At 39.2% G+C, this 23021-nt stretch carries 22 protein-coding genes, 1 tRNA gene and 1 rRNA gene; 1 reads left to right on the top strand and 23 read right to left on the bottom strand.

The annotated features are described in order from the left end of the window. Positions 1-30 precede the first annotated feature (30 nt). From GPZ88_RS05115 to pbp1b, 17 genes are all read right to left on the bottom strand, one after another. Positions 31-666, bottom strand: a complete 636-nt coding sequence (locus GPZ88_RS05115; protein WP_039697423.1) for a CPBP family intramembrane glutamic endopeptidase — start codon at positions 664-666, stop codon at positions 31-33. Between the two features lie 15 nt (positions 667-681). Further along, complete coding sequence (locus GPZ88_RS05110) at positions 682-1137, bottom strand: ABC transporter permease (RefSeq protein ID WP_240915112.1); 456 nt, start codon at positions 1135-1137, stop codon at positions 682-684. Next, on the bottom strand, positions 1138-1338 hold the full coding sequence (locus tag GPZ88_RS05105; RefSeq protein ID WP_074965270.1) for a hypothetical protein: 201 nt from the start codon (positions 1336-1338) through the stop codon (positions 1138-1140). A gap of 15 nt (positions 1339-1353) precedes the next feature. Further along, positions 1354-1551 (bottom strand): helix-turn-helix transcriptional regulator, encoded by a 198-nt coding sequence (locus GPZ88_RS05100; protein ID WP_074561137.1) that lies wholly within the window; start codon positions 1549-1551, stop codon positions 1354-1356. 159 nt (positions 1552-1710) lie between these two features. Then, a complete protein-coding gene (locus GPZ88_RS05095; RefSeq protein WP_166043609.1) occupies positions 1711-2910 on the bottom strand; it encodes an acetate kinase in 1200 nt (399 codons plus the stop codon). Between the two features lie 53 nt (positions 2911-2963). Beyond that, positions 2964-3920 (bottom strand): class I SAM-dependent methyltransferase, encoded by a 957-nt coding sequence (locus tag GPZ88_RS05090; protein WP_006531743.1) that lies wholly within the window; start codon positions 3918-3920, stop codon positions 2964-2966. 53 nt (positions 3921-3973) lie between these two features. Next, the gene (gene comGG / locus GPZ88_RS05085) at positions 3974-4324 is read right to left on the bottom strand and encodes a competence type IV pilus minor pilin ComGG (RefSeq protein ID WP_133018088.1); all 351 of its coding nucleotides are present in this window, start codon (positions 4322-4324) and stop codon (positions 3974-3976) included. Then, a complete protein-coding gene (gene comGF, locus GPZ88_RS05080; protein ID WP_133018089.1) occupies positions 4296-4733 on the bottom strand; it encodes a competence type IV pilus minor pilin ComGF in 438 nt (145 codons plus the stop codon). The genes comGG and comGF overlap by 29 nt, the downstream gene beginning before the upstream one ends. Further along, positions 4717-5010 carry a competence type IV pilus minor pilin ComGE gene (gene comGE / locus GPZ88_RS05075; RefSeq protein WP_166043607.1) on the bottom strand — a complete coding sequence of 98 codons (294 nt, stop codon included), beginning with the start codon at positions 5008-5010 and terminating at the stop codon, positions 4717-4719. Before comGE ends, comGF begins: the two co-directional genes overlap by 17 nt. Then, positions 4964-5395 (bottom strand): competence type IV pilus minor pilin ComGD, encoded by a 432-nt coding sequence (gene comGD / locus GPZ88_RS05070; protein WP_157628644.1) that lies wholly within the window; start codon positions 5393-5395, stop codon positions 4964-4966. Before comGD ends, comGE begins: the two co-directional genes overlap by 47 nt. Further along, entirely contained in the window at positions 5379-5672 is a 294-nt protein-coding gene (gene comGC / locus GPZ88_RS05065) for a competence type IV pilus major pilin ComGC (protein WP_074561132.1), read from the bottom strand. Before comGC ends, comGD begins: the two co-directional genes overlap by 17 nt. Further along, positions 5672-6715: a competence type IV pilus assembly protein ComGB gene (comGB, locus tag GPZ88_RS05060; RefSeq protein WP_206282135.1), complete on the bottom strand. Its 1044-nt coding sequence runs from the start codon at positions 6713-6715 to the stop codon at positions 5672-5674. Before comGB ends, comGC begins: the two co-directional genes overlap by 1 nt. Continuing rightward, positions 6639-7580 carry a competence type IV pilus ATPase ComGA gene (gene comGA, locus GPZ88_RS05055; protein WP_166043603.1) on the bottom strand — a complete coding sequence of 314 codons (942 nt, stop codon included), beginning with the start codon at positions 7578-7580 and terminating at the stop codon, positions 6639-6641. The genes comGB and comGA overlap by 77 nt, the downstream gene beginning before the upstream one ends. Before the next feature lie 69 nt (positions 7581-7649). Next, positions 7650-8018 (bottom strand): DUF1033 family protein, encoded by a 369-nt coding sequence (locus tag GPZ88_RS05050; protein ID WP_166043601.1) that lies wholly within the window; start codon positions 8016-8018, stop codon positions 7650-7652. A gap of 165 nt (positions 8019-8183) precedes the next feature. Further along, a complete protein-coding gene (gene rpoC / locus GPZ88_RS05045) occupies positions 8184-11822 on the bottom strand; it encodes a DNA-directed RNA polymerase subunit beta' (RefSeq protein WP_166043599.1) in 3639 nt (1212 codons plus the stop codon). Between the two features lie 178 nt (positions 11823-12000). Then, positions 12001-15570: a DNA-directed RNA polymerase subunit beta gene (rpoB, locus tag GPZ88_RS05040; RefSeq protein ID WP_039697354.1), complete on the bottom strand. Its 3570-nt coding sequence runs from the start codon at positions 15568-15570 to the stop codon at positions 12001-12003. Positions 15571-15912: 342 nt separating this feature from the next. Then, complete coding sequence (pbp1b, locus tag GPZ88_RS05035) at positions 15913-18234, bottom strand: penicillin-binding protein PBP1B (RefSeq protein WP_166043597.1); 2322 nt, start codon at positions 18232-18234, stop codon at positions 15913-15915. A gap of 161 nt (positions 18235-18395) precedes the next feature. Here pbp1b and tyrS point away from each other — a divergent pair, with 161 nt between their 5' ends. After that, entirely contained in the window at positions 18396-19652 is a 1257-nt protein-coding gene (tyrS, locus tag GPZ88_RS05030) for a tyrosine--tRNA ligase (protein WP_158914691.1), read from the top strand. A gap of 78 nt (positions 19653-19730) precedes the next feature. Here the strand turns inward: tyrS and GPZ88_RS05025 are convergent, their stop codons facing one another. The 6 genes from GPZ88_RS05025 to rrf form a co-directional block, all read right to left on the bottom strand. After that, on the bottom strand, positions 19731-20549 hold the full coding sequence (locus tag GPZ88_RS05025; protein ID WP_020915966.1) for a metal ABC transporter permease: 819 nt from the start codon (positions 20547-20549) through the stop codon (positions 19731-19733). After that, a complete protein-coding gene (locus GPZ88_RS05020) occupies positions 20539-21249 on the bottom strand; it encodes a metal ABC transporter ATP-binding protein (protein WP_074603309.1) in 711 nt (236 codons plus the stop codon). Before GPZ88_RS05020 ends, GPZ88_RS05025 begins: the two co-directional genes overlap by 11 nt. Beyond that, positions 21246-21692: a zinc-dependent MarR family transcriptional regulator gene (locus GPZ88_RS05015; RefSeq protein WP_039697349.1), complete on the bottom strand. Its 447-nt coding sequence runs from the start codon at positions 21690-21692 to the stop codon at positions 21246-21248. Before GPZ88_RS05015 ends, GPZ88_RS05020 begins: the two co-directional genes overlap by 4 nt. Before the next feature lie 80 nt (positions 21693-21772). Further along, positions 21773-22621 (bottom strand): 4-(cytidine 5'-diphospho)-2-C-methyl-D-erythritol kinase, encoded by an 849-nt coding sequence (gene ispE / locus GPZ88_RS05010; protein WP_039697348.1) that lies wholly within the window; start codon positions 22619-22621, stop codon positions 21773-21775. A 184-nt stretch (positions 22622-22805) separates the two neighbouring features. Further along, positions 22806-22879: transfer RNA gene (locus GPZ88_RS05005), tRNA-Asn, on the bottom strand. Positions 22880-22884: 5 nt separating this feature from the next. Beyond that, a 5S ribosomal RNA gene (gene rrf, locus GPZ88_RS05000) occupies positions 22885-23000 on the bottom strand. Between the last annotated feature and the right edge of the window lie 21 nt (positions 23001-23021).

The raw sequence follows: 23021 nt of genomic DNA, 5'->3' as shown, positions 1-23021 counted from the left end.
CTAAAAAGCGACTGAATTCAGTCGCTTTTTTTATAAAATCATACTTAGAACACCTAGAAAATTATTCAGAGCATGAACAGCAATAGAAAACTCTAGTTTTTGTGTTTTTCGATAAATCATCGCCAGCACTAATCCCATACCACCGTAAAGAATCCAACTTCCCAAATCTGTCGGCATATGAAGTGCCCCAAAAAGAAAACTGCTAACAAAAACACCAAGTTTCGAAAATTGGAAGGCTTGTTTGACAATCAATCCACGAAAAACAAATTCTTCAACAATCGGAGCTGCTACAACTGTCATCACAAAAAGCAAAGCTGGTGACATGCCAAGATTTTCAATAACTGATTGATTCAGCGTATTTGCCTTTGTACCATGCTCCAAAACTAAAGTAATGCCTCCAAGCATTCTCACAGGAACCATGACCAAAAATCCCATAAAAATACTCTTCCAAGCATCTCCCGTCAACAACTGACTAGCATGATTTAAAAAGCCTAAACGCTTAGCAATCAAAACCGTTACTAAAGTCACCACTAAAAAAGCTAGGATCAACATAAAAGTTTGCCAAAAAGGCTGATTTTTTCTTAGAAAAACAATAGGCAATTGTTCCAAGAAAATCACACCTACTGCTAGCCCCAAATATTTAAAAAATGATACCAATTTTTTCATAAGAATCTCCCCCCATTATAAAATCTTTGAAAAAATAATTCGTAAACCTAAAAATCCTAAAAGCAAACAATACAACCAAATCATCAATAAAATAACATAAGAAAAGGGAATGCCCAGGAAGGCATACAAAGCAATCAACATCACATTTACAAGAAACATAAAAATCAAAGTTGATACAGCAGTCACTCGCAAAATATACTGATTACGTTCATCATAAAGAGCAATGTAAGCAGCTTTTAAACGTTTTGGCTGACGAGAAAGCAGCCAATAGTAAATAGCAAAAATAAGACCAGCACTGCCACCACCAAGCATTAATCCTGATGCAAAGTCATTGTCTCTTATCAAACTAGCTAACACCAAACTAAGGCCAGCTAAAGCTAAGATAAAGTATGAAAGTCTTAGTAAATATCGGCGATACTCTTCCAAACTCTTCTTACGGTTCCAGCTAGCAACAGCTTTTAATAACATCATTTACTCCTCTCCCTTTGCTGATAGAAAAATCACTGCAAGTAAATTTAATATCATACTCATACCAAGCCCCATCCCACAAAGAAAATCGCTCATCTTCATGAAGTAGCTAAAAACAAATAAACTTTCTCCTAAAAACAACAAGAACATTCCAGTTTCTTTTCTACTTTCTTGCCTATCAACTATAGCTCTAATCTTTTCCATTTCTACATCTCCCCTTTACGCTTCATCAAAAATAAAGATTTCCTCAATTGTCATGCCAAAATATTTGGCAATTTTATGCGCTAATTCTAAAGAAGCATTGTAGCGTCCTTTTTCTAAGGAAATAATGGTTTGTCTTGTAACTCCAAGTGCCTCAGCAAGCTCAGCTTGGCTAACTTTATTTGCTTTTCGGAGTTCTTGAATTCTTGTTTCCATTTATCCCTCCAACGACTTATCATTAGTAAAGTTAACTTTACATTTAAAGTATAGTACACTTTACATTTTGTGTCAAGCTTATTTTACATTTTTATAAAAACATCAAAAAAGCTGACCCGTAGGTCAGCTTTTCTGGTCTTATCATAATATTTTGATAACTTAATTAGTAAGGTGTTTGAAACGTTCAACATCACGCGCAATTACGAGTTCTTCATCCGTTGGAATAACAACTGCTTTCACGCGAGCTTGATCTGTTGAAATCACACCATAAGCACCTGAAACATTCTTAGCTGGGTCAACATCGACACCAAACCAAGTCATTCCAGAAATGACATCCGCACGAACATCACTAGAATTTTCACCGATACCAGCGGTGAAGACAATAGCATCGGCACCGTTTAAAACGGCGAAGTATTGTCCAATATATTTTCTCAAGCGATCAACATACATATCGTAAGCAAGTTGGCATTTTTCATCACCTTCTGCTTTTCCTGCTAGAATATCACGCATGTCACTTGATTTTTCCGAAATACCGAGTAAACCTGAATCACGATTCAAGATGGTACGAATTTTTTTAGGATCAGCCATCGCTGGCTCACATTCTAGAAGATAAGTAATGACACCTGGATCAATACTTCCTGAACGTGTTCCCATCATTGTACCACCAAGTGGAGTTAATCCCATTGAAGTATCAACAGATTTACCACCTTTAATGGCTGTAATAGAGACTCCATTACCAATATGACAAGTAATCAATTTCAAGTCTTCTAAAGGTTTGCCTAAAACCTTAGCTGCCTCTTGGGCAACGTACTGATGACTTGTACCGTGTGCTCCATATTTACGAATCTTATAATCAGTGTAATAACGATTAGCAATAGGATAACGGTAAGCTACTTCAGGCATTGTCATATGAAAGGCAGTATCAAAAACAACAACGCTCGTAATATCAGGCAATATTTCCTTAAACGCTTTAATCCCAAGAGCTGCTCCAGGATTATGAAGCGGTGCTAGCATTGACAATTCTTCAACCTGTTGAATCACCTTATCGGTTACCAGGGCCGATTCTTTGAAATAATCACCCCCAGCCACCACGCGGTGACCAACACCAGTTATTTCATCATAACTAGCAATAATGTCCATCGAAATCAAGTCATCAAGAAGGATTTTTACAGCAGCTGTATGGTCTGGAATATCTTTCGTTTCCGAATACTTCTGACCATTAAATTTCACTGTAGAAACACTGTTTGCAAGGCCGATACGTTCGATTAAACCTTTTGCAATAACTTCTTCCTCAGGCATCTTGTACAGTTGCCATTTGAGACTTGAACTTCCTGCATTAATAGAAATAGTTTTCGCCATAAATTTACCTCTAAAGCGCTTTCATAATATATCTCTATTTTAGCACAACTATTTTAAAAAATCATATTTTCAACATTCCATTTTTTAAATTTCTCAATAAAATCTGTTAAAGCTTCGCGACTTTGCAAGTCAGCAAGCGGATAAACAAATGTCTCTGGAGTATGTTCAGCCTGTTTCTTCAAGACAAAAATTGACTTAGCATTGGCCGCATTGCCGAAAATAGATTCTGGTAAAGTAATCACCGCAATAACATCAGCGTAATCCTTCAACCATGCCTTTAACAAATCACTTTGTTTACTTGTCAAAAGACTAACCGGTGCTAAAAAGACAGCAATACCATCTTTTTTGAGATATTTGAGAGATTGTTCCATCAACAAATGATGCGCATAAGTGTGTTCATCACTACTTGCTACTTTATAGCGTTTTGCAATTTCATCATTTGGATAGAAGCCGACTGGAAGGTCACTGATGATGACGTCACTTTCCTTAAGAATCTGTGGGCGCACAGCATCCTCTTGAATGAACTGAGCTTTAGAATCCATCACTTCGGCAATACTTGCTGACAAGTCAATCAACAAATCATCAACTTCAATTCCAAGGTAATTCAAGTCTTTAGATGAATTATTGAGCAAGGTTTGTGCAAGGTTACCTGTTCCGCTACCGATTTCTAAAACATCAAGTTCTTTTGAGGCTGTCAAATTCTCAATAAGGAACATTAAGATAAAGCCAATAGCATCAGGTGTAAATTGGTGGTTTGCCTGAAGTGCTTCTGTTTGAGCAGCTTTAATGAAAATAAACTGAAAAGCACGACGCCATTCTTCTTTAGTTAAATCAAGTTGGCGTAGTTTTTCATTATTTGCAGCTACTGTCTCATTGGCACCTTCAGCACCAAGATAAAAAGAGTTTTGTTCAATAAGAGCATCGTAAATGTGTGTTTTCAACTCATTTTCGATTAACTGTATATTTTCTAGAATCAGCCCATAAGCTGTTTCGATTTTTTCAAAATTCATTTTCCCCTCCAAGACTAATCATATCAAAAAACCTTGAAAATGAAAAGAAAGCACTAGTGACTTTCTTTTTCAAGTGCTTGTTTTTCTTTCTTAGGAAGGTAAAACGTGTATTGAAACTCCTCTTTGCTATCTAACGTAACGGTCTCTACTAAGAGTTTGTCTTTGTAGTGATAACTTACTGTTCCTTTATCAAATTGGCATTGTCCTGATTCCTCATCAGCCAAGTCTTTACTCATTTCTGCCATCAGGTAAGCTTGGGCTGATTTTATCTGAGCTTGATGCTGACGCTCACTTGCAACCACGCGCCCCAAATAAAATTGCAAAAGCAGGGCAAAGATAGCCGCCATCAGCAAAGCATATAATAAAATTCCCGCTTTAACTTGTCGTCTCAAAAGTGTAAACAAAACATCTCTCCATATCACTGCCTAATTGCAATTTAATCATCACCTTATTGCCATCCTGACTAATGCTTGATGACGTCACTCCAAAGAGCATGGGCTGATACCCCTGACCTGAAGCATTTGTTTTTCGAAAATCATCAGCCTTAGACAAACCATAAGCCAGTTGCTGATTACCTTTACTAACATAGAGTTTGTTGTCAGCAACTTTATCCAACTGACAACCCGCAAGCTCAGAACGCAGCTGCTGAGAAAAGAGCAACCATTTTTCCTCTTGATTCGCCGATAAATAATGGACATTACTTGAAATACTTTGAGTCAATCCTTGATAAACCAATATGGAACCTGAGATAACCAGCAAAGCCACTAAGCTCTCTAAAAGGGTAAAAGCTCTTAACCTAATTTTTCGTGACATGTAGCACCTCGTTTTGCCCATCATAAATGGAAATCTCATTATCATGCTTAACCATACGCACCTCAACCCCATTAATAGCCAAATGGTCTTGTCCTGTTTGAGCGGCCATGGTCGCTACATTAAGTACCTCTTGCTGATGCAAACTCTCTTGCATTTGAGTGCGACTATGGTCCATTTCTCCTAAGACCAGACTGGTTATCGTTGCTAATAAGGCTAGTGCTACTAACCCCTCAAGGAGTATGTAAGCTTTTAGTTTCTGTTTTTTTATAGTTACCACTTCCTATGTACAATTGATAATTAATGGCTTGATTTTCTGTATGAAACTGTATCTTAGTAAGAGACGAATTTCCCCCAGCTTTATCAAAAACAAGTTGATAGTTTTGAGCAACCGATACAGTTTTAGGAATCCTAACACTAGTGACCCCATTTGAGATAGCATCTTGCGATATCTGCAAAGTTTGACTTTCCTGCTTAACACTGGCTAATTTTTGTGTGTCACGATAAAGATTTTCAAAGGAAAGAAAGAACAGAGTTTCATCGACCGATTGAAAAATATGATTGACCGAACCTGATAGCATGATGACCATGAAACAAGAAATTGCTAAGGTCAGCAAACTTTCGATGAGGGTAAAGGCGCGAAGAGTTTTATTTTTTAGCTTCATTATAGGTTTTGGCTTGCTCTTTCGTAATGTAGCCAATGTCTACTAAATCATCAACACTTGCCTTATCACCTGTCTTCACCTCATAAAGGTCCATCTGACTTTCGACAACTTTGACAACAGCAGCATCTCCTTTTTCATGCACAACATCCTTTTGCTTACTCAAATTTGGCACAAATAACAGCATTAAGACACCAATGATTAGCAAAACAATCAACATCTCCACAAGTGTGAAAGCTTCCACAGACTTTTTACGTAGTTTTTTCCAAATTTTTTTCATTAAAAATTTCCTCCCATATTTTGATACATTGGCAAAAGCATTGCCACATAAATTAAAACGATGATTAAAGCAACAAAGACAAAGACCAAAGGCTGAATCAGCTGCGTTGCCTGTGTCAATTGACTAAAGAAATTCTGCCAAGTCTCTTCGGCATAAATATCTAACTCACGACCTAATTTTGATTTGACTTCACCATACTCAATCATCAAACTAAGCTCACGCAAGAAAAAAGGATAATCTAAAACCTTTTGGTGAAAAGATTGCCCTGCAAGCAAAGCTTCTTGCATATCCTTTCCAATTTCTTGAAAAAGGCGTGATTTTTGCCGCTGCATGAGCTCTACAATCTCCATAAGCTCAATACCTTGCCCGATAAGATTTCCCCACTCACGCGCATAATAGGCGGTCAAATAAAGACGCACGTACCGCCCAAAGATTGGCAAACGACTCAACTGACTATACAGATAAATTGGCGATAAGCGCTTGGCATACAGAACCCCAAGCAGAATTCCTAAAGCTAAAAGAGCAAAGCCACCTAAAAAAATCATAGGAAAATGGCTGATAATCTGAGTCGCAAAATTTTGATTTTCCAACTGCGGTAGCAAATAATTTTTCAAGCCCAGCATAATCAGAATTAAAAAGCTGAGCAAAATCAAAGGATAAGTCGCCACTTCAATCAATTTCTTTCGAACAACTGACATACTGGCCAAGTAGCCATCAATTTTTAACAAACTCTGCTGACAATTTCCATGAACATCTGCCAAAGCAATCTGAGTGACAATTGTATCTGAAAAGCCTAATTTAGCCATCATATCTGCCAAACTTGCCCCGCTTAGCAAAGATTCTTGCATACTATCCACATAAACTTCTGCCAACAATTGACTTCGTCTCAAAAAAGAAACAATTTCTGTTAAATTAAAGCCACTGTTAAAGAGATTGTTAAATAATTGAATCACCTTCTGCTGTTTTTTAAAGGGCAATTTTTTCGATTTTTGCTTCCTCAAGGCTAATATGTCCGTCCCTAGCAAGGCTTTCAATTTGCTCATTCCACCTTGTTGGGGGATACTGTTCAAAATCTCCTTTGGCAAAATCCACAACACCTCCACCGCCAATTAATCGTTGATAAACAATAGCTCGCAAACTATTTTCAAGTTCCTGCTTACTAACTCCCAATTCTAATAATCTTGCATAGACACCCGGGATACTCTTAGCATGAATGGTTGAAAAGACGAGCACACCTGTTAGACTAGCTCTAATAACCGCACGCGCTGTCTCACTATCACGAATCTCACCAATAATCAAAATATCAGGTCTATGACGAAGCGAGAGCTTGATAAGATTATCATAAGTCATGCCAATCTCATCATTAAGCTGCAGCTGCAACATATTATCCTGCTTAATCTCAACAGGGTCTTCTATCGTAATGACCTGCTTATCAGGGAACTTTTCACGAACCAATTGATACATGAGAGTAGTCTTTCCACTCCCTACCGGCCCGGAAAAAAGGTAAAGTCCTCGACTATCAATCGCCTCTAAAATATTCTTCATCCCATCGAACCAATATTGCAAATCATGACGACCTGAATAAAGAAGTCTGATGACCAGGCTCTCACGCCCGCGATAATCACCAACAGTAGATAAACGCAGTGAAATCACTTCACCCTCAGCAAATTCATAATCACAAGACCCTAGCTGACTACGACGTTTCTCACCAACATTCATCCCAGCTACAAATTTAAAGTGACTAATCACACTTGTCATCTCATCACTAGCAAGCTCCTGAATAAACTGACGTTCATCACCAACACGTTGATAAATTTCATAGTGCTCCTTCTTAGGAACAATGTAAATATCTTGCGCATTCTTTTCAACAGCATCCTTAATCAGCTGCTTTGCTTTTTCCTGAATCATTTTAACCTCCTTATCTTTATATTCGAAAAAAATTTTTAAAAAATAAAAAAATCATGGAATTTTCCATGATTAAGGTTTAAATTTGCATTTTTGAGGTCTGGGGCTTGGTTCATCATTTCTAATATTAAAATGATAAGCAAACTGCTCTTTGGCTAATTCTTGCCCATCTTTTAGAATCAAAAGTGAATGATATTGTTGCAAATAATCACCGCAATTCTCACACCAACGCTTCTCAGCCTTATCCCAAAAAGCAGCTTGAAAATTGTCATGACACTTACAGCTCGGCAGATTCATTCTTAACGATTGCCATTCTGATTTGTAAAATGACACAGCTTCTTCAAAGTATTCAAAAGTTTGTTCTTCGATGATATCATCCTGCCAATCATCCAAAAACCACCAGGGTTCCCAGTCCCCAAACATTTTGATTACTTGATACATTTTTTCACTTCCTTATGGTCTTTATTATATAAGAATTAAAGCTAATTTAAAATATATTTGCTTATTTATAATCATTATCATCTAATTTAATCTCATTTTCTCAGCAAAAAAGCCCAGGACAAGTCCTAGGCCTTTTCATTTATTAAACTCAAATGTGAAATCAGATTATTCAGCGTCTGTTGATGCAGATGCTTCAACTGTTTCAGCTTCTTCACTTGTTTCAAGTTCATTAACAGCTTGTGGTTCAAGGTTACGGTAACGTGCCATACCTGTACCAGCTGGAATGATTTTACCGATGATAACATTTTCTTTAAGACCAAGAAGGTGATCTTTTTTACCACGGATAGCAGCATCTGTAAGAACACGAGTTGTTTCTTGGAATGATGCAGCTGACAAGAATGAGTTAGTTTCAAGCGAAGCTTTAGTAATACCCATAAGTACTGGACGTGCAGTTGCAGGAATACCACCAGAGATAACAACATCTTTGTTAGCATCTGTGAAGTCTGCGATATCCATAAGTGTACCTGGAAGAAGATCTGTATCACCTGGATCCATGATACGAACTTTACGAAGCATTTGACGAACCATTACTTCGACGTGTTTATCACCGATTTCTACCCCTTGGCTACGGTATACTTTTTGTACTTCGGCAAGAAGGTAAGTTTCAACTGATAATGTATCACGAACTTCAAGGAGACGTTTAGGTTGGATAGAACCTTCAGTAAGTGGTGCACCACGGTGTACTTCATCACCAACAGCTACTTTCATACGAGCTGTGAATGGTACCACGTATTCACCCATACCAGTCTTACCTTGAACGTAAACTTTCTTAGTACGTGTAGAAGCATCTTCTTCGATGTCAACAACAGTACCTTTAACTTCAGTGATAACTGCTTCCCCTTTAGGGTTACGAGCTTCAAAGATTTCTTGGATACGAGGAAGACCTTGTGTGATATCGGTATTTGACGCAACACCACCCGTGTGGAAGGTACGCATTGTAAGCTGTGTACCAGGTTCACCGATAGATTGAGCGGCAATTGTACCAACTGCTTCACCAACTTCAACAGCATCACCTGTAGCAAGGTTGACACCATAACAGTGACGGCAGACACCATGACGAGTGTTACATGTAAATACTGAACGGATTGTTACTTCTTCTACACCAGCTTTAACGATTTCAGCTGCCATATCTTCAGTAATCAAGACATCAGCACCAACGATAACTTCGCCAGTTTCAGGGTGTTTAACAGATTTCTTAGTATAACGACCAACAAGACGTTCTTCAAGAGTTTCTGTAACTTCTTTACCGTCAGTAATAGCACTGATAACAAGACCACGGTCAGTTCCACAATCGTCTTCACGAATGATAACGTCTTGGGCAACATCAACCAAACGACGAGTAAGGTAACCAGAGTCGGCAGTCTTAAGGGCTGTATCGGTCATACCTTTACGAGCACCGTGAGTTGAGAAGAACATTTCCAAGACAGACAAACCTTCACGGAAGTTAGACAAGATAGGCAATTCCATGATACGTCCGTTCGGAGCAGCCATCAAACCACGCATACCGGCAAGTTGTGAGAAGTTAGAGATGTTACCACGAGCTCCTGAGTCCATCATCATAACGATTGGGTTCTTAGGATCTTGTGTTTCGATCAGACGTTGTTCAAGTTCTTCTTTAGCTTCACGCCATGTTGTTGTAACAGCAACATAACGGTCATCATCAGTCATCAAACCACGACGGAAGGCTTTGTTAATTTGTTCAACTTTGCTGTGGGCTGCATCGATAATTTCTTGTTTGTTATCGATAACCGGGATATCAGCGATACCCACTGTCAAACCAGCAAGAGTTGAATGGTAGTAACCAAGGTCTTTCAAGCGGTCAAGGAAGGCTGATGTTTCTGTTGTACGGAAACGTTTAAAGATTTCCGCAATGATGTTACCAAGATTTTTCTTCTTGAATGGAACGTTGATGTCCAAGCTGTCGATAACAGTGTGGATATCTTGACCAGGTGCCAAGAAGTATTTATCTGGAGTTTTTTCAGTCAAGTTAGCATTATTTGGTTCTTGAAGGTAAGGTAGATCATCAGGCATGATGTCATTAAAGAGGATCTTACCAACAGTTGTAACCATGATTTTGTGTTTTTGTTCATCAGTCCATGGTTTGTTTGGCATGCTATCAACTGTAATACCAACACGTGTGTGCAAGTGAACATAACCATTGCGGTATGCCATAACTGCTTCATCACGGTCTTTGAAGACCATTCCTTCACCTTCACGACCTGGTTCTTCCATAGTTAGGTAGTAGTTACCAAGAACCATATCTTGAGATGGAGTTACGACTGGTTTACCATCTTTAGGGTTAAGGATGTGTTCTGCGGCAAGCATAAGAAGACGTGCTTCTGCTTGAGCTTCTTCAGAAAGTGGTACGTGGATGGCCATTTGGTCACCATCGAAGTCGGCATTGTAGGCTTCACAAACAAGTGGGTGAAGACGAAGTGCTTTACCATCGATAAGGACTGGTTCAAAGGCTTGGATACCCAAACGGTGAAGAGTCGGTGCGCGGTTAAGAAGTACTGGGTGTTCTTTAATAACATCTTCAAGAATATCCCAAATACGTTCATCTCCACGTTCAACCATGCGTTTAGCAGCTTTAACGTTACCAGCGTAGTCACGTGCAACGATTTCGCGCATTACGAATGGTTTGAACAATTCGATAGCCATTTCACGTGGCACACCACATTGATACATTTTAAGTGTTGGACCTACGGCGATAACTGAACGCCCAGAGAAGTCAACACGTTTACCAAGCAAGTTTTGACGGAAACGACCTTGTTTACCTTTAAGCATGTGGCTCAAAGATTTAAGAGGACGGCTACCAGGACCTGTGATTGGACGACCACGACGACCGTTATCGATAAGAGCATCAACAGCTTCTTGCAACATACGTTTTTCGTTTTGCACGATAATACCAGGGGCATTCAATTCAAGCAAACGAGCCAAACGGTTGTTACGGTTGATAACACGACGGTAAAGGTCGTTCAAGTCAGATGCAGCGAAACGTCCACCATCCAATTGAACCATTGGACGAAGATCTGGTGGAATAACTGGCAAGATGTTAAGTACCATCCATTCTGGTTTGTTACCAGATTTGTAGAAGGCATCAAGAACATCCAAACGACGAACAGCTTTGATACGTTTTTGACCAGTTGCTGTTTTCAATTCTTCTTTAAGTTCAGCGATTTCAGATTTCAAATCAACGCGTTTAAGAAGATCTTGGATAGCTTCCGCACCCATTTTCGCTACGAATGAACCTTGTCCATATTCTTGGATTTTTTCACGGTATTCGCGTTCTGTCAAAAGTGATTTTGGTTCAAGCGGAGTATCTTTTGGATCGATAACCACGTAAGCAGCGAAGTAGATAACTTCTTCAAGTGCACGTGGGCTCATGTCCAAAGTAAGTCCCATACGTGATGGAATACCTTTGAAGTACCAAATGTGTGATACTGGAGCTTTCAATTCGATGTGACCCATACGTTCACGACGAACTTTAGCACGTGTTACTTCAACACCACAGCGGTCACAAACAATTCCTTTATAACGAATACGTTTATATTTACCACAAGCACATTCCCAGTCTTTTGTAGGTCCGAAGATAACTTCATCAAAAAGACCTTCACGTTCTGGTTTGAGCGTACGATAGTTGATTGTTTCAGGTTTTTTAACTTCACCATAAGACCATGAACGGACCTTACTTGGTGAGGCTAATGTGATTTGCATACTTTTAAAACGATTTACGTCAACCACTAGTTTTACCTTTCTTTATTGTACTTTTGAAAATAGCTGAGCTACTTTCTAACTGTCATGACTTACAAATCATTGACTGTAAGACATCATTTATCGTTATAGGACTTATTCAAACAATCCGACTAAGAGAAGCAAAATTTACTTGCAACTCTTATGCCCAAATTGTTCTTTCCTATTATTATTTTTCTTCTGCAGAAACTTCAGCTTTTTCAGCTTCTTCTGTTTCTTGTTTTTGACGAGCTTTTTCAAGATCATCAACGTGCATTACGTCGTCATCTTCACCTTCATCAAGGTCACGAAGTTCAACTTCGTTGTCATCTTCGTCAAGCACGCGCATGTCAAGACCAAGTGATTGCAATTCTTTAACAAGTACTCGGAATGATTCTGGCACACCTGGTTTTGGAATTGGTTTACCTTTAGTGATGGCTTCATAAGCTTTAAGACGACCTGTCACATCATCTGACTTGTAAGTCAAGATTTCTTGAAGGACGTTTGATGCACCGTAAGCTTCCAAAGCCCAAACTTCCATTTCACCGAAACGTTGTCCACCAAATTGTGCTTTACCACCAAGAGGTTGTTGTGTAACGAGTGAGTAAGGACCAACTGAACGTGCGTGAAGTTTATCATCAACCATGTGGTGAAGTTTGATCATGTACATGACACCAACTGACACACGGTTATCAAATGGTTCACCAGTACGTCCATCGTAAAGAACTGTCTTAGCGTCGCTAGCCATACCAGCTTCGTTAACAGTATCCCAAAGATCTTCTGAAGTTGCCCCGTCGAAGACCGGTGTTGCAATGTGGATACCAAGGTTACGAGCAGCCATACCAAGGTGAAGTTCCATAACTTGTCCGATGTTCATACGAGATGGCACCCCAAGTGGGTTCAACATGATATCGACTGGAGTTCCGTCTGGAAGGTAAGGCATGTCTTCAACTGGAACAACACGAGAAACAACCCCTTTGTTACCGTGACGACCGGCCATTTTATCTCCGACTTTGATTTTACGTTTTTGTGCGATGTAAACACGAACGAGCATGTTAACACCTGATTGCAATTCATCACCGTTTGCACGTGTAAAGATTTTAACGTCACGAACGACACCATCTCCACCGTGTGGTACACGAAGTGATGTATCACGAACTTCACGAGATTTATCACCGAAGATTGCGTGAAGAAGACGTTCTTCAGCAGAAAGGTCTTTTTCACCTTTAGGTGTTACTTTACCTACAAGGATGTCACCTTCTTTAACTTCAGCACCAATACGGATGATACCCATTTCGTCAAGGTCTTTAAGAGCTTCTTCACCAACGTTTGGAATTTCGCGAGTGATTTCTTCAGGGCCTAACTTAGTATCGCGTGTTTCTGATTCAAATTCTTCCAAGTGAACTGATGTGTAAACATCTTCTTTAACAAGACGTTCACTCAAGATGATGGCATCTTCATAGTTATAACCATCCCAAGTCATGTAAGCGACGATTGGGTTTTGACCAAGGGCCATTTCACCTTTTTCCATTGAAGGACCATCAGCGATGAAGTCACCTTTTTCAACGATATCGCCAACTTTAACAAGTGTGTGTTGGTTATAAGCTGTACCTGAGTTAGAACGACGGAATTTAGTGATGTGGTAAACATCAAGTGAACCATCTTCACGACGAACTTCAACTTTTTCAGCGTCAGAGAAGACAACTCGTCCATCGTGTTTAGCGATGACGGCAGCACCTGAATCGTGGGCTGCTTGATATTCCATACCAGTACCAACATATGGTGCGTGTGGATCGATCAATGGCACCGCTTGACGTTGCATGTTGGCACCCATGAGGGCACGGTTAGAGTCATCGTTTTCAAGGAAAGGAATACATGCTGTCGCAACGGCAACTACTTGTTTAGGTGAAACATCAACGAAGTCAACGATGTTTGATGGGAACTCTTGGTTATTACCTTGGTGACGACCCATAACGATGTCTTCAGCAAATGTTCCATCTTCGTTAAGTTTTGAGTTAGCCTGTGCTACTGTGTATTCATCTTCTTCATCGGCAGTCAACCAAACGATTTCGTTTGTAACCACACCTGTAGCGCGGTCAACTTTACGATATGGTGTTTGGATGAAACCATATTTGTTAAGGTGTCCGTATGTAGACAAGTTATTGATCAAACCGATGTTAGGTCCTTCAGGAGTTTCAATCGGACACATACGACCATAGTGAGTGTAGTGCACGTCACGAACTTCATAACCAGCACGGTCACGAGTCAAACCACCAGGTCCTAAGGCTGACAAACGACGTTTGTGAGACAACTCAGAAAGTGGGTTGTGTTGGTCCATGAACTGTGACAATTGAGAAGAACCGAAGAATTCTTTAACGGCTGCAGTTACAGGACGGATGTTGATGATTTGTTGTGGTGTCAACACTTCGTTATCTTGTACTGACATACGTTCGCGAACGTTACGTTCCATACGAGCAAGACCAATACGGAATTGGTTAGCAAGCAATTCACCAACGGCACGGATACGACGGTTACCCAAGTGGTCGATATCATCAACTTTACCTAGACCTTCAGCAAGGTTAAGGAAGTATGACATTTCAGCCAAGATATCAGCTGGTGTAAGCGCACGTGCTTTATCATCAGGATTTGCATTACCAACGATTGTAACAACGCGGTCTGGATCAACCGGTGATACAACTTTGAATTTTTGAAGAACAACAGGTTCAGTGACAACAGCGTAATCGTTTGGTGTGTAAACAAATTTGTTAAGGTCACCATCCAATTGATCAGCAATTGAATCGATAACGTCACGTGTCATTACTGTACCAGCTTCAACAAGGATTTCACCTGTTTCAGCATCAACCAAGTTTTCAGCAATTGTTTGGTTCAAGAGACGAGTCTTGATGTTAAGTTTTTTGTTGATTTTGTAACGACCAACAGCTGCCAAGTCATAACGACGTGGGTCAAAGAAACGAGCTACAAGCAAGCTACGTGAGCTATCAGCTGTTTTTGGTTCACCTGGACGAAGACGTTCGTAAATTTCTTTAAGTGCTTCGTCAGTACGTGAATCTGCTGGGTTTTTGTGAATATCTTTTTCGATAGTGTTACGAACAAGTTCGCTGTCACCAAAGATATCCATGATTTCATCATCACCTGAGAAACCAAGAGCACGTACAAGTGTTGTAAATGGAATTTTACGTGTACGGTCGATACGTGTGTAAGCAATGTCTTTTGAATCTGTTTCTAATTCAAGCCATGCTCCACGGTTAGGGATTACAGTTGAACCGTAACCAACTTTACCGTTTTTATCAACTTTATCGTTGAAATAAACACCAGGAGAACGAACCAACTGAGAAACGATAATACGTTCACCACCGTTGATGATGAATGTACCCATTTCAGTCATAATTGGGAAATCACCGAAGAAAACTTCTTGAGTTTTGATTTCTCCTGTTTCTTTGTTAATCAAACGGAAGGTTACAAAAATAGGTGCTGAGTAAGATGCATCGTGGATACGAGCTTCTTCAAGCGTATACTTAGGCTCTTTCAATTCGTAACCAACAAATTCAAGTTCCATAGTATCCGTAAAGTTTGTAATTGGAAGTACATCTTCAAAAACTTCTCTTAATCCGTTATCCAAGAAGTCTTTAAAAGAATCCGTTTGAATTTCAATCAAGTTAGGTAAATCAAGAACTTCCTTGATTCTTGAAAAGCTACGACGTGTACGGTGTTTCCCGTACTGAACTTCATGTCCTGCCAAGTTTTTTACTCCTTCATTAAAATACAGAGGTCTATAAACTCCATCATAACCACAATTCTCTTCATACGACGAGAACAATCATTACTTTTTCATTTTGACCTTTATAGTTAGGATGCTTAAAACACCCCGCCAAGTGTGTCGTTGATGTGAATTTTTAGAAACTTTAAATATAGGTTACAAACCGCATTTTTTCTAAAATTAGGCACAAAAAGAGCAGCTAAATCTGACCATAAAAAGTGTGATTTAACTGCTGCAAACCTTAGTTGGACAATATTTCAACTAAAGCAGACGACAAATAGTTATTAACATTATACCTTATTTTTTCAATTTTTGCAAGTATTTTTAGTTACTGCTGTTGGTTTTAATCGCCGGATTATGAAGCAATGCATCCCATGCTTTCGTGTAGTCACTATCTGTTCCACCGATAGCAAATTTATAGGTCATATTACCAGCGCCAGTCTTAGCCCAATAACTTGTTGTTGTCTCGCCGCTAACATTAAGCGAGCGACCATTTACCGTTACCGTACCAAGCTGCAAACCAGTTGCTTTTAGAACCGTTGACTTAATCACATTTGAAGACAAGTTGTATTTGTCTGTTCCAAATGTATTCGCATTAGCATTATAAATGCTATTAACCAAATCAGCCATATACTGAGCGTTGTATTTGTAACCAGCCATTGAGTCTAGAGAAGTATTATCATCATTACCTGCCCAACCACCTAAAGTTACTTTTGGTGTTGAAAGCATCAACCAAACATCCGTATAATTGTCGGTTGTACCTGTTTTTCCTGACCAATCTGCTTGCGCTGCTTGACCATTCAAAGCTTGTAAATCTTTGTAGAACTCAGTAGTTGCGCCACCTTTAACAACATCTTTCAATAACTGGTTCAAAATACTAGCTGTTGCTTCTGAGAAGACACGAACTGGATTTGCCTTGTGTTGGTAAATGACATTACCTTTATTATCAGTAATGCTATCAACCAAGTATCCTTTCATGTAAACACCACCGTTTGAAATCATTTGATAAGCATTTACTTGTTGAAGAACGGTTGTTTCAATACCACCACCTAAAGGCAGACTTTCAATCGCGTAGTTGTCAACGCTATAATTCATTTTCTTCATGTAAGACTCAATATCAACATTATGATTGAGCAACATTTGATAAGTCCAATAGGCTGGAATATTCCATGAAACATTAAGTGCTTCTTGAAGGTTAATCATGCCAGTTCCGACGTCGTTACCGTGCATGATTGGTTGACCACTTGAGAAATTCGTTGGGTAATTAGAAAGAATACTTGCACTGCCAAGAAGCCCTTGATCAATGGCAATACCGTAAGCGATAATCGGTTTGATACTTGAACCTGGTGAGCGCGCAGTATCAAAAGCGTGGTTATTTTGGTTGGTTGAATAATCCCTGCCACCAATAAATCCTAAAATCGCACCAGTAGAATTATCCATCAAGACATTCCCGACATCGACTTGTTGAGAACTTCCTTGATCCAGTGTGCCACCATGCTGCGCTACAGCATTTTGCATGGCATTGTAGACATTCTTATCAATTGTTGTCTTGACCGTGTAGCCACCTTGTTGCAAAGTTTCTGAAGCTAATTTGCGGTAAGATTCTTTCGTTGTATCGTTTTTCAATTCTTGTTCAGAAACACCATTTTTCTCAATCAAGTAATCATACATGATATCTTGTGCTTCTTCTAAGACAGAATAGTAAAGGAAATCGTGAGAACTTGTCGTTGCAGATGCTGGTTGAATAAAGTCTTGACTAACATCGTATGACTTATACTCATTGTACTCATCTTTTGTCAAATAGCCTGCGCGGTACATGTTGTAAAGAACATCTTGTTGACGAGAAAGACCATAAGCCATATTTTCCGCATCTTTTAGCTGACCAGCTGCTGTATACGGAGAATATACAATCGGACTTTGAGGCAAACCTGCTAAAAATGCTGCTTGCGGAATCGTCAAATCACTTGCAGACACCCCAAAGATTCCTTGAGCTGCCTCTTCAATCCCAGCAATATTTTCACCCTTATTGTTACGTCCAAAAGGTGACACATTCAGGTAATCGGTCAAAATCTCATCTTTATTCAAATAACGTTCTAATGCCAAAGCATAAATAATCTCACGTGATTTACGCTTAAAGGTTGGATCATCTCCTAAAACCTGTTGCTTGATTAACTGTTGCGTCAAAGTTGACCCACCGCTAGTTTCACCTAGCCCAAGAACAGATCCTAAAGTCGCACGAAAAACAGCCTTAGGAACCACACCATCATGCCCTTCAAAATTTTCATCCTCAGTTGCTACAATGGCATGTTTGATATTTTCTGAAATAGCTTCGCTAGCAACTGGTGTACGTAGCAAGTCCGTATCAATGGCAGCAATCGAACTGCCATCAGAATAAGACATCTGTGACACGCGCGTCAAAGATGTCACCTGACTGACCAAGCTCTCCTTATCAGGGATTTTAACTGCATCTATCTGACTAGCAAGATAACCAAAAGCTAGACCGACTCCCAACATGCCAAACAAGATGACAATAATATAAAAAAAGTCGGTTAATAACTTAACTGTCCTCAAAAAGACTGATCCAAAATCTAGTAAGCCAAGCTTCTGACGATCTGCTTTTTTCTTATTTTTATTTCTCTTACTCATTCTAATACCTCGATAATATTATACCAAACTTTGATAAAGCTTGCATAGAGGCACCGCTTTTTGATATAATAGCCTGTAAACTACAATATCATTGAGGGAAAATCTAGCCCAGCTAGAAGACACAAATTTCACCCTCAAAATTTTAAGTAAGGAGAAAGCTCGTGAACATATTCGAAGAACTCAAAGAACGTGGCTTAGTTTTTCAAACAACTGATGAAGAAGCCCTTGTCAAAGCATTAACAGAAGGGCAAGTATCCTATTATACTGGTTATGATCCTACAGCTGATAGTCTTCACCTTGGTCACTTGGTTGCCATTCTAACATCACGTCGCCTTCAAATGGCAGGACATAAACCATATGCTCTTGTTGGAGGAGCTACAGGACTTATCGGCGACCCATCATTTAAAGACGCTGAACGCAGTCTTCAAACAAAAGAAACTGTCGATGGATGGGTTGTTAAAATTCAAAATCAATTGTCACGTTTCCTTGATTTCGAAAATGGCGACAACAAAGCCGTTATGGTTAACAACTATGACTGGTTTGGTAACATTAGCTTCATCGACTTCCTACGTGATGTCGGTAAATACTTTACTGTCAATGCAATGATGAGTAAAGAATCAGTTAAAAAACGTATTGAAACAGGTATCTCATACACTGAGTTTGCCTACCAAATCATGCAAGGTTACGACTTCTACGAATTAAACGATAAATACAACGTTACTTTGCAAATTGGTGGTTCTGACCAATGGGGTAATATGACTGCTGGTACAGAACTTCTTCGTCGTAAAGCTGATAAAACTGGCCACGTGATGACAGTGCCACTTATCACTGACGCTACAGGTAAAAAATTCGGTAAATCTGAAGGAAATGCTGTTTGGCTTGATGCTGACAAAACATCTCCATACGAAATGTACCAATTCTGGCTCAACGTTATGGACGACGATGCTGTTCGCTTCTTGAAAATCTTCACATTCCTTTCACTAGATGAAATCGCTGAAATCGAAAAAGAATTTAACGCTGCACGTCACGAACGTTTGGCACAAAAAGTCCTAGCACGTGAAGTTGTCACACTTGTTCACGGTGAAGAAGCTTACAAAGAAGCTCTTAAAATCACTGAACAACTTTTCGCTGGAAACATCAAGAGCCTTTCAGCAAAAGAATTAAAACAAGGTCTTAACAACGTTCCTAACTACGCTGTTTCAGATGGTGATAACCGCAACATCGTTGAAATGCTTGTTGCTGCTAAAATCTCACCATCAAAACGTCAAGCACGTGAAGACGTTCAAAATGGTGCTATCTACATCAACGGTGAACGTGTTCAAGATTTGGACTACACACTTTCTGATGACGATAAAATCGATAACGAACTTACTGTTATCCGTCGCGGTAAGAAAAAATACTTCGTATTGACTTACTAATTTAAAATCATTAACAGATGCTTAAAGCATCTGTTTTTTTTTATGCCATCAAAAAAAGAGAGTAACTTCCTCTCTTTTTTAACTATTACGACGACTTACCACATTAAACAAATTCACCAAAAGGAAAATTGCCACAAAGATAATTGTAATCGTTGCGCTTGCTGGTGTTTCCCAATAATACGATGTGATAATACCAGTTACCATTCCAATAAAACCAACTAAAACACCAATGAAAATCACTGATCTAAAGTTTTTCCCAAGCCTCATAGCGATACTTGCTGGTAAAACCATAATCGTTGACACCAGCAGAGCTCCTGCTGCCGGAATCGTCAAAGCTATTGCAATCCCAGTCACAATATTGAATAACAATGACATCAAACGAACTGGCAAGCCATCAACAAAAGCTGTTTCCTCATCAAATGTTAGAACATACATCGGTCTGATGAACAACAGAGTTAAAATCAAGACAATAACCGCAATGACAAACAAAGCAATGACCTGCCCCATGTTAATCGTCACAATCGAACCGAATAAATACTGTTCCAAGTTCACACTTCCAGCGTTTTCTGACTTACTTGTCACGATTAGGGCTACTGCTAGCCCTAGTGACATAAGAATTGCCGTTGAAATTTCGATATAGTGTTTATAAACCGTCTGCAAATATTCTAAAACAACAGCTGCAATCGTCACCACAATAACCGTTGACCAAGTTGTTGATTTTCCAAGTAAAATACCAAGAGCAACACCAGCCAAAGAAACGTGGCTTAGCGTATCACTCATCAAACTCTGATGACGTAGAATTAGGAAAATTCCCAAAATCGGAGCAAAAATACTAATCGCAACTACTGCCATAATGGCGCGCTGCATAAAATCATATGAAAAAATCTCAGTCAGCATTCTTAGCTCCTTTCTTTGTTAAAGCATGAAGATCGAAGCAATGCCAAGGTGTCTTTTGACTACGAACCAAGTGAATGTTACGATCAGCATAACGTTTCACCTCATCTGGATCATGCGTAATCATCAAAACAGATTTTCCATGCGTATGTGCACTGTGGTGCATCAATTCGTAAAATCTTTCAGTTGTTCCAGCATCCATACCAGTTGTTGGTTCATCTAAAATAAAAATATCAGGATCTGAAGCAAAAATACGCGCAATTACAATACGTTGTTTTTGACCCCCAGATAAGCTCCCAATGCGCTTATTACGATTTTCCCACATACCAACTGATTCTAGACTAACCTTAACGTGTTCTTCGTCATGCTTAGTCAAACGACGAAACCAACCATTTCGAGGATATCGACCAGAACGGACGAATTCATGAACCGTTGATGGAAAACCAGCATTAAAACTAGCAATCTGCTGTGGCAAATAGGCAATACGGAGCTTCTTGCCATCTTTATTTATTTTAGAGATTGTCACTTGACCACTCTTTGGTGTCAAAATACCAAGCGTCGCCTTAACCAAAGTTGATTTTGCTGCTCCATTTTCACCAGTTAAAGTAACAAACTCACCACTATCTAAATGGTAATTAATTCCTTCCAATACAGGCTCACTATCATATTGGAAAGATAGATCTTCTACAGTAATATATCTCATTTACACCCTTCTAGCTCATCTGAAAAAGCAGTCAAAAATCTTGAAATAACAGACTGTTCTTCATCTGAAAAATCATCAATCATTTTTTTATACACTGACAATGTCGCATGATGGTGGTGAGTATGTTCATCTGCGACAGGTTTAGCAAGCTCAGTCAATTCAAAATAAGTCACACGGGCATCATCCTTATTTTTCACAGGAGCAAGCATTCCCTCTTTGACCAAACACTTAATAGCTTTCGTAACAGCTGCTTGGCTAATATTCAAACGTTTTGCCAAGGCTGAATTAGTCAAGCGTTCTTGCGACAAGAGCATCAGAATATGTTCTTGTGTATTGGTTAATTCGACACCACTTTGACAAGCACCAAATAATAACTCGTGCTGATTTTCGGCTTTTAATAAAATTTCATTTACTAGACAATCAATTTGTTTTTCTAGCTGCATTATCAACACCCCTCTCACTTCATTAACCAGTTAATTATATCAAAAAGAAAAAAAAGAATCAATTACCTGATTCCCTTTCATCACAATATTCGAACTTTGTAAACTTCTTTACAGAAGCCTCGCATACTATTAACCAAACGGTCTGCCTTTTTCTCTGAACGACACAAACCAAAAACTGTCGGGCCACTTCCTGTCATTAAAGCAGCATCAGCCCCACACTTCATCATACGATCTTTTATTTTTTGGATAAATGGCTTGCGCTTAATCGTAATATCCTCTAAAGAATTCCCCATATGAGCAATAATCTGTTCATAATCATTAGCCAAAACAGCTTCCTTTAAAGAATCAATATCAACACGAGAAATCGTCTCACAATCAATCTCAGGAAAAACCGTGCGCGTTGAAACCCCAAAATCAGGCTTAACCAAAACAACCCAAGCAGACAAAGATGTATTTAAACACTCAACAATTTCACCTTTACCAGAAATGCAGGCACAACCAGCTCCCAAACAATAAGGCACATCACTTCCCACTTGAAAACCAATCTCAATCATTTCTTCTTTAGATAACTTAAGTTGCCATAACTTATTTAAAGCCCTGATAGTGGCAGCAGCATCAGTTGACCCGCCGCCCAAACCAGCACAGATAGGGATAGTTTTCTCCAGTTCAATCTTAACACCAGACTTGATGCCATATCTATCCTTAATGAGCTGAGCTGCCTTAAAAACATCATTTTTAGCATTTAAAGGCATCTTGTGATTATTAGACTCAACAATAATATCTGAACCAGAAATCTCAGATACTGTGATATAGTCATTCAAATCAACACTAACCATAACCATTGATAAATCATGATAACCATCAGGCCTTTTCCCAACAATATCCAAGCCTAAATTAATCTTAGCAGGTGCCTTTTCAATAATAACCATTAAACATTCCTTTTAAAATATTACATCTATTATAACAAATATTCTGAAAAGAACACACCATAATAGTCTCCTTCTATGAAAAACATCATATTTTCAGGAAAACTATTTTTAAAATACTATATTTTCAAATTGATGCACAAAAAAAGCAACTCATCTGAGTTGCTCTCCGTCTACCGCTTTTAAACTCCGCCAGTAGGACTCGAACCTACGACATCATGATTAACAGTCATGCGCTACTACCAACTGAGCTATGGCGGATAAATGCTAAGCGACTACCATATCTAACAGGGGGCAACCCCCAACTACATCAGGCGTGCTAGGGCTTAACTTCTGTGTTCGGCATGGGAACAGGTGTATCTCCTAGGCTATCGTCACTTAACTATGATTGATTATCCAATCA

It is taken from the genome of Streptococcus ruminicola, assembly GCF_011387195.1.
GTDB classification, from domain to species: domain Bacteria; phylum Bacillota; class Bacilli; order Lactobacillales; family Streptococcaceae; genus Streptococcus; species Streptococcus ruminicola.
Note: the sequence above shows the minus strand (reverse complement) of the source record. Positions and strands in the feature narration are given on the sequence as shown.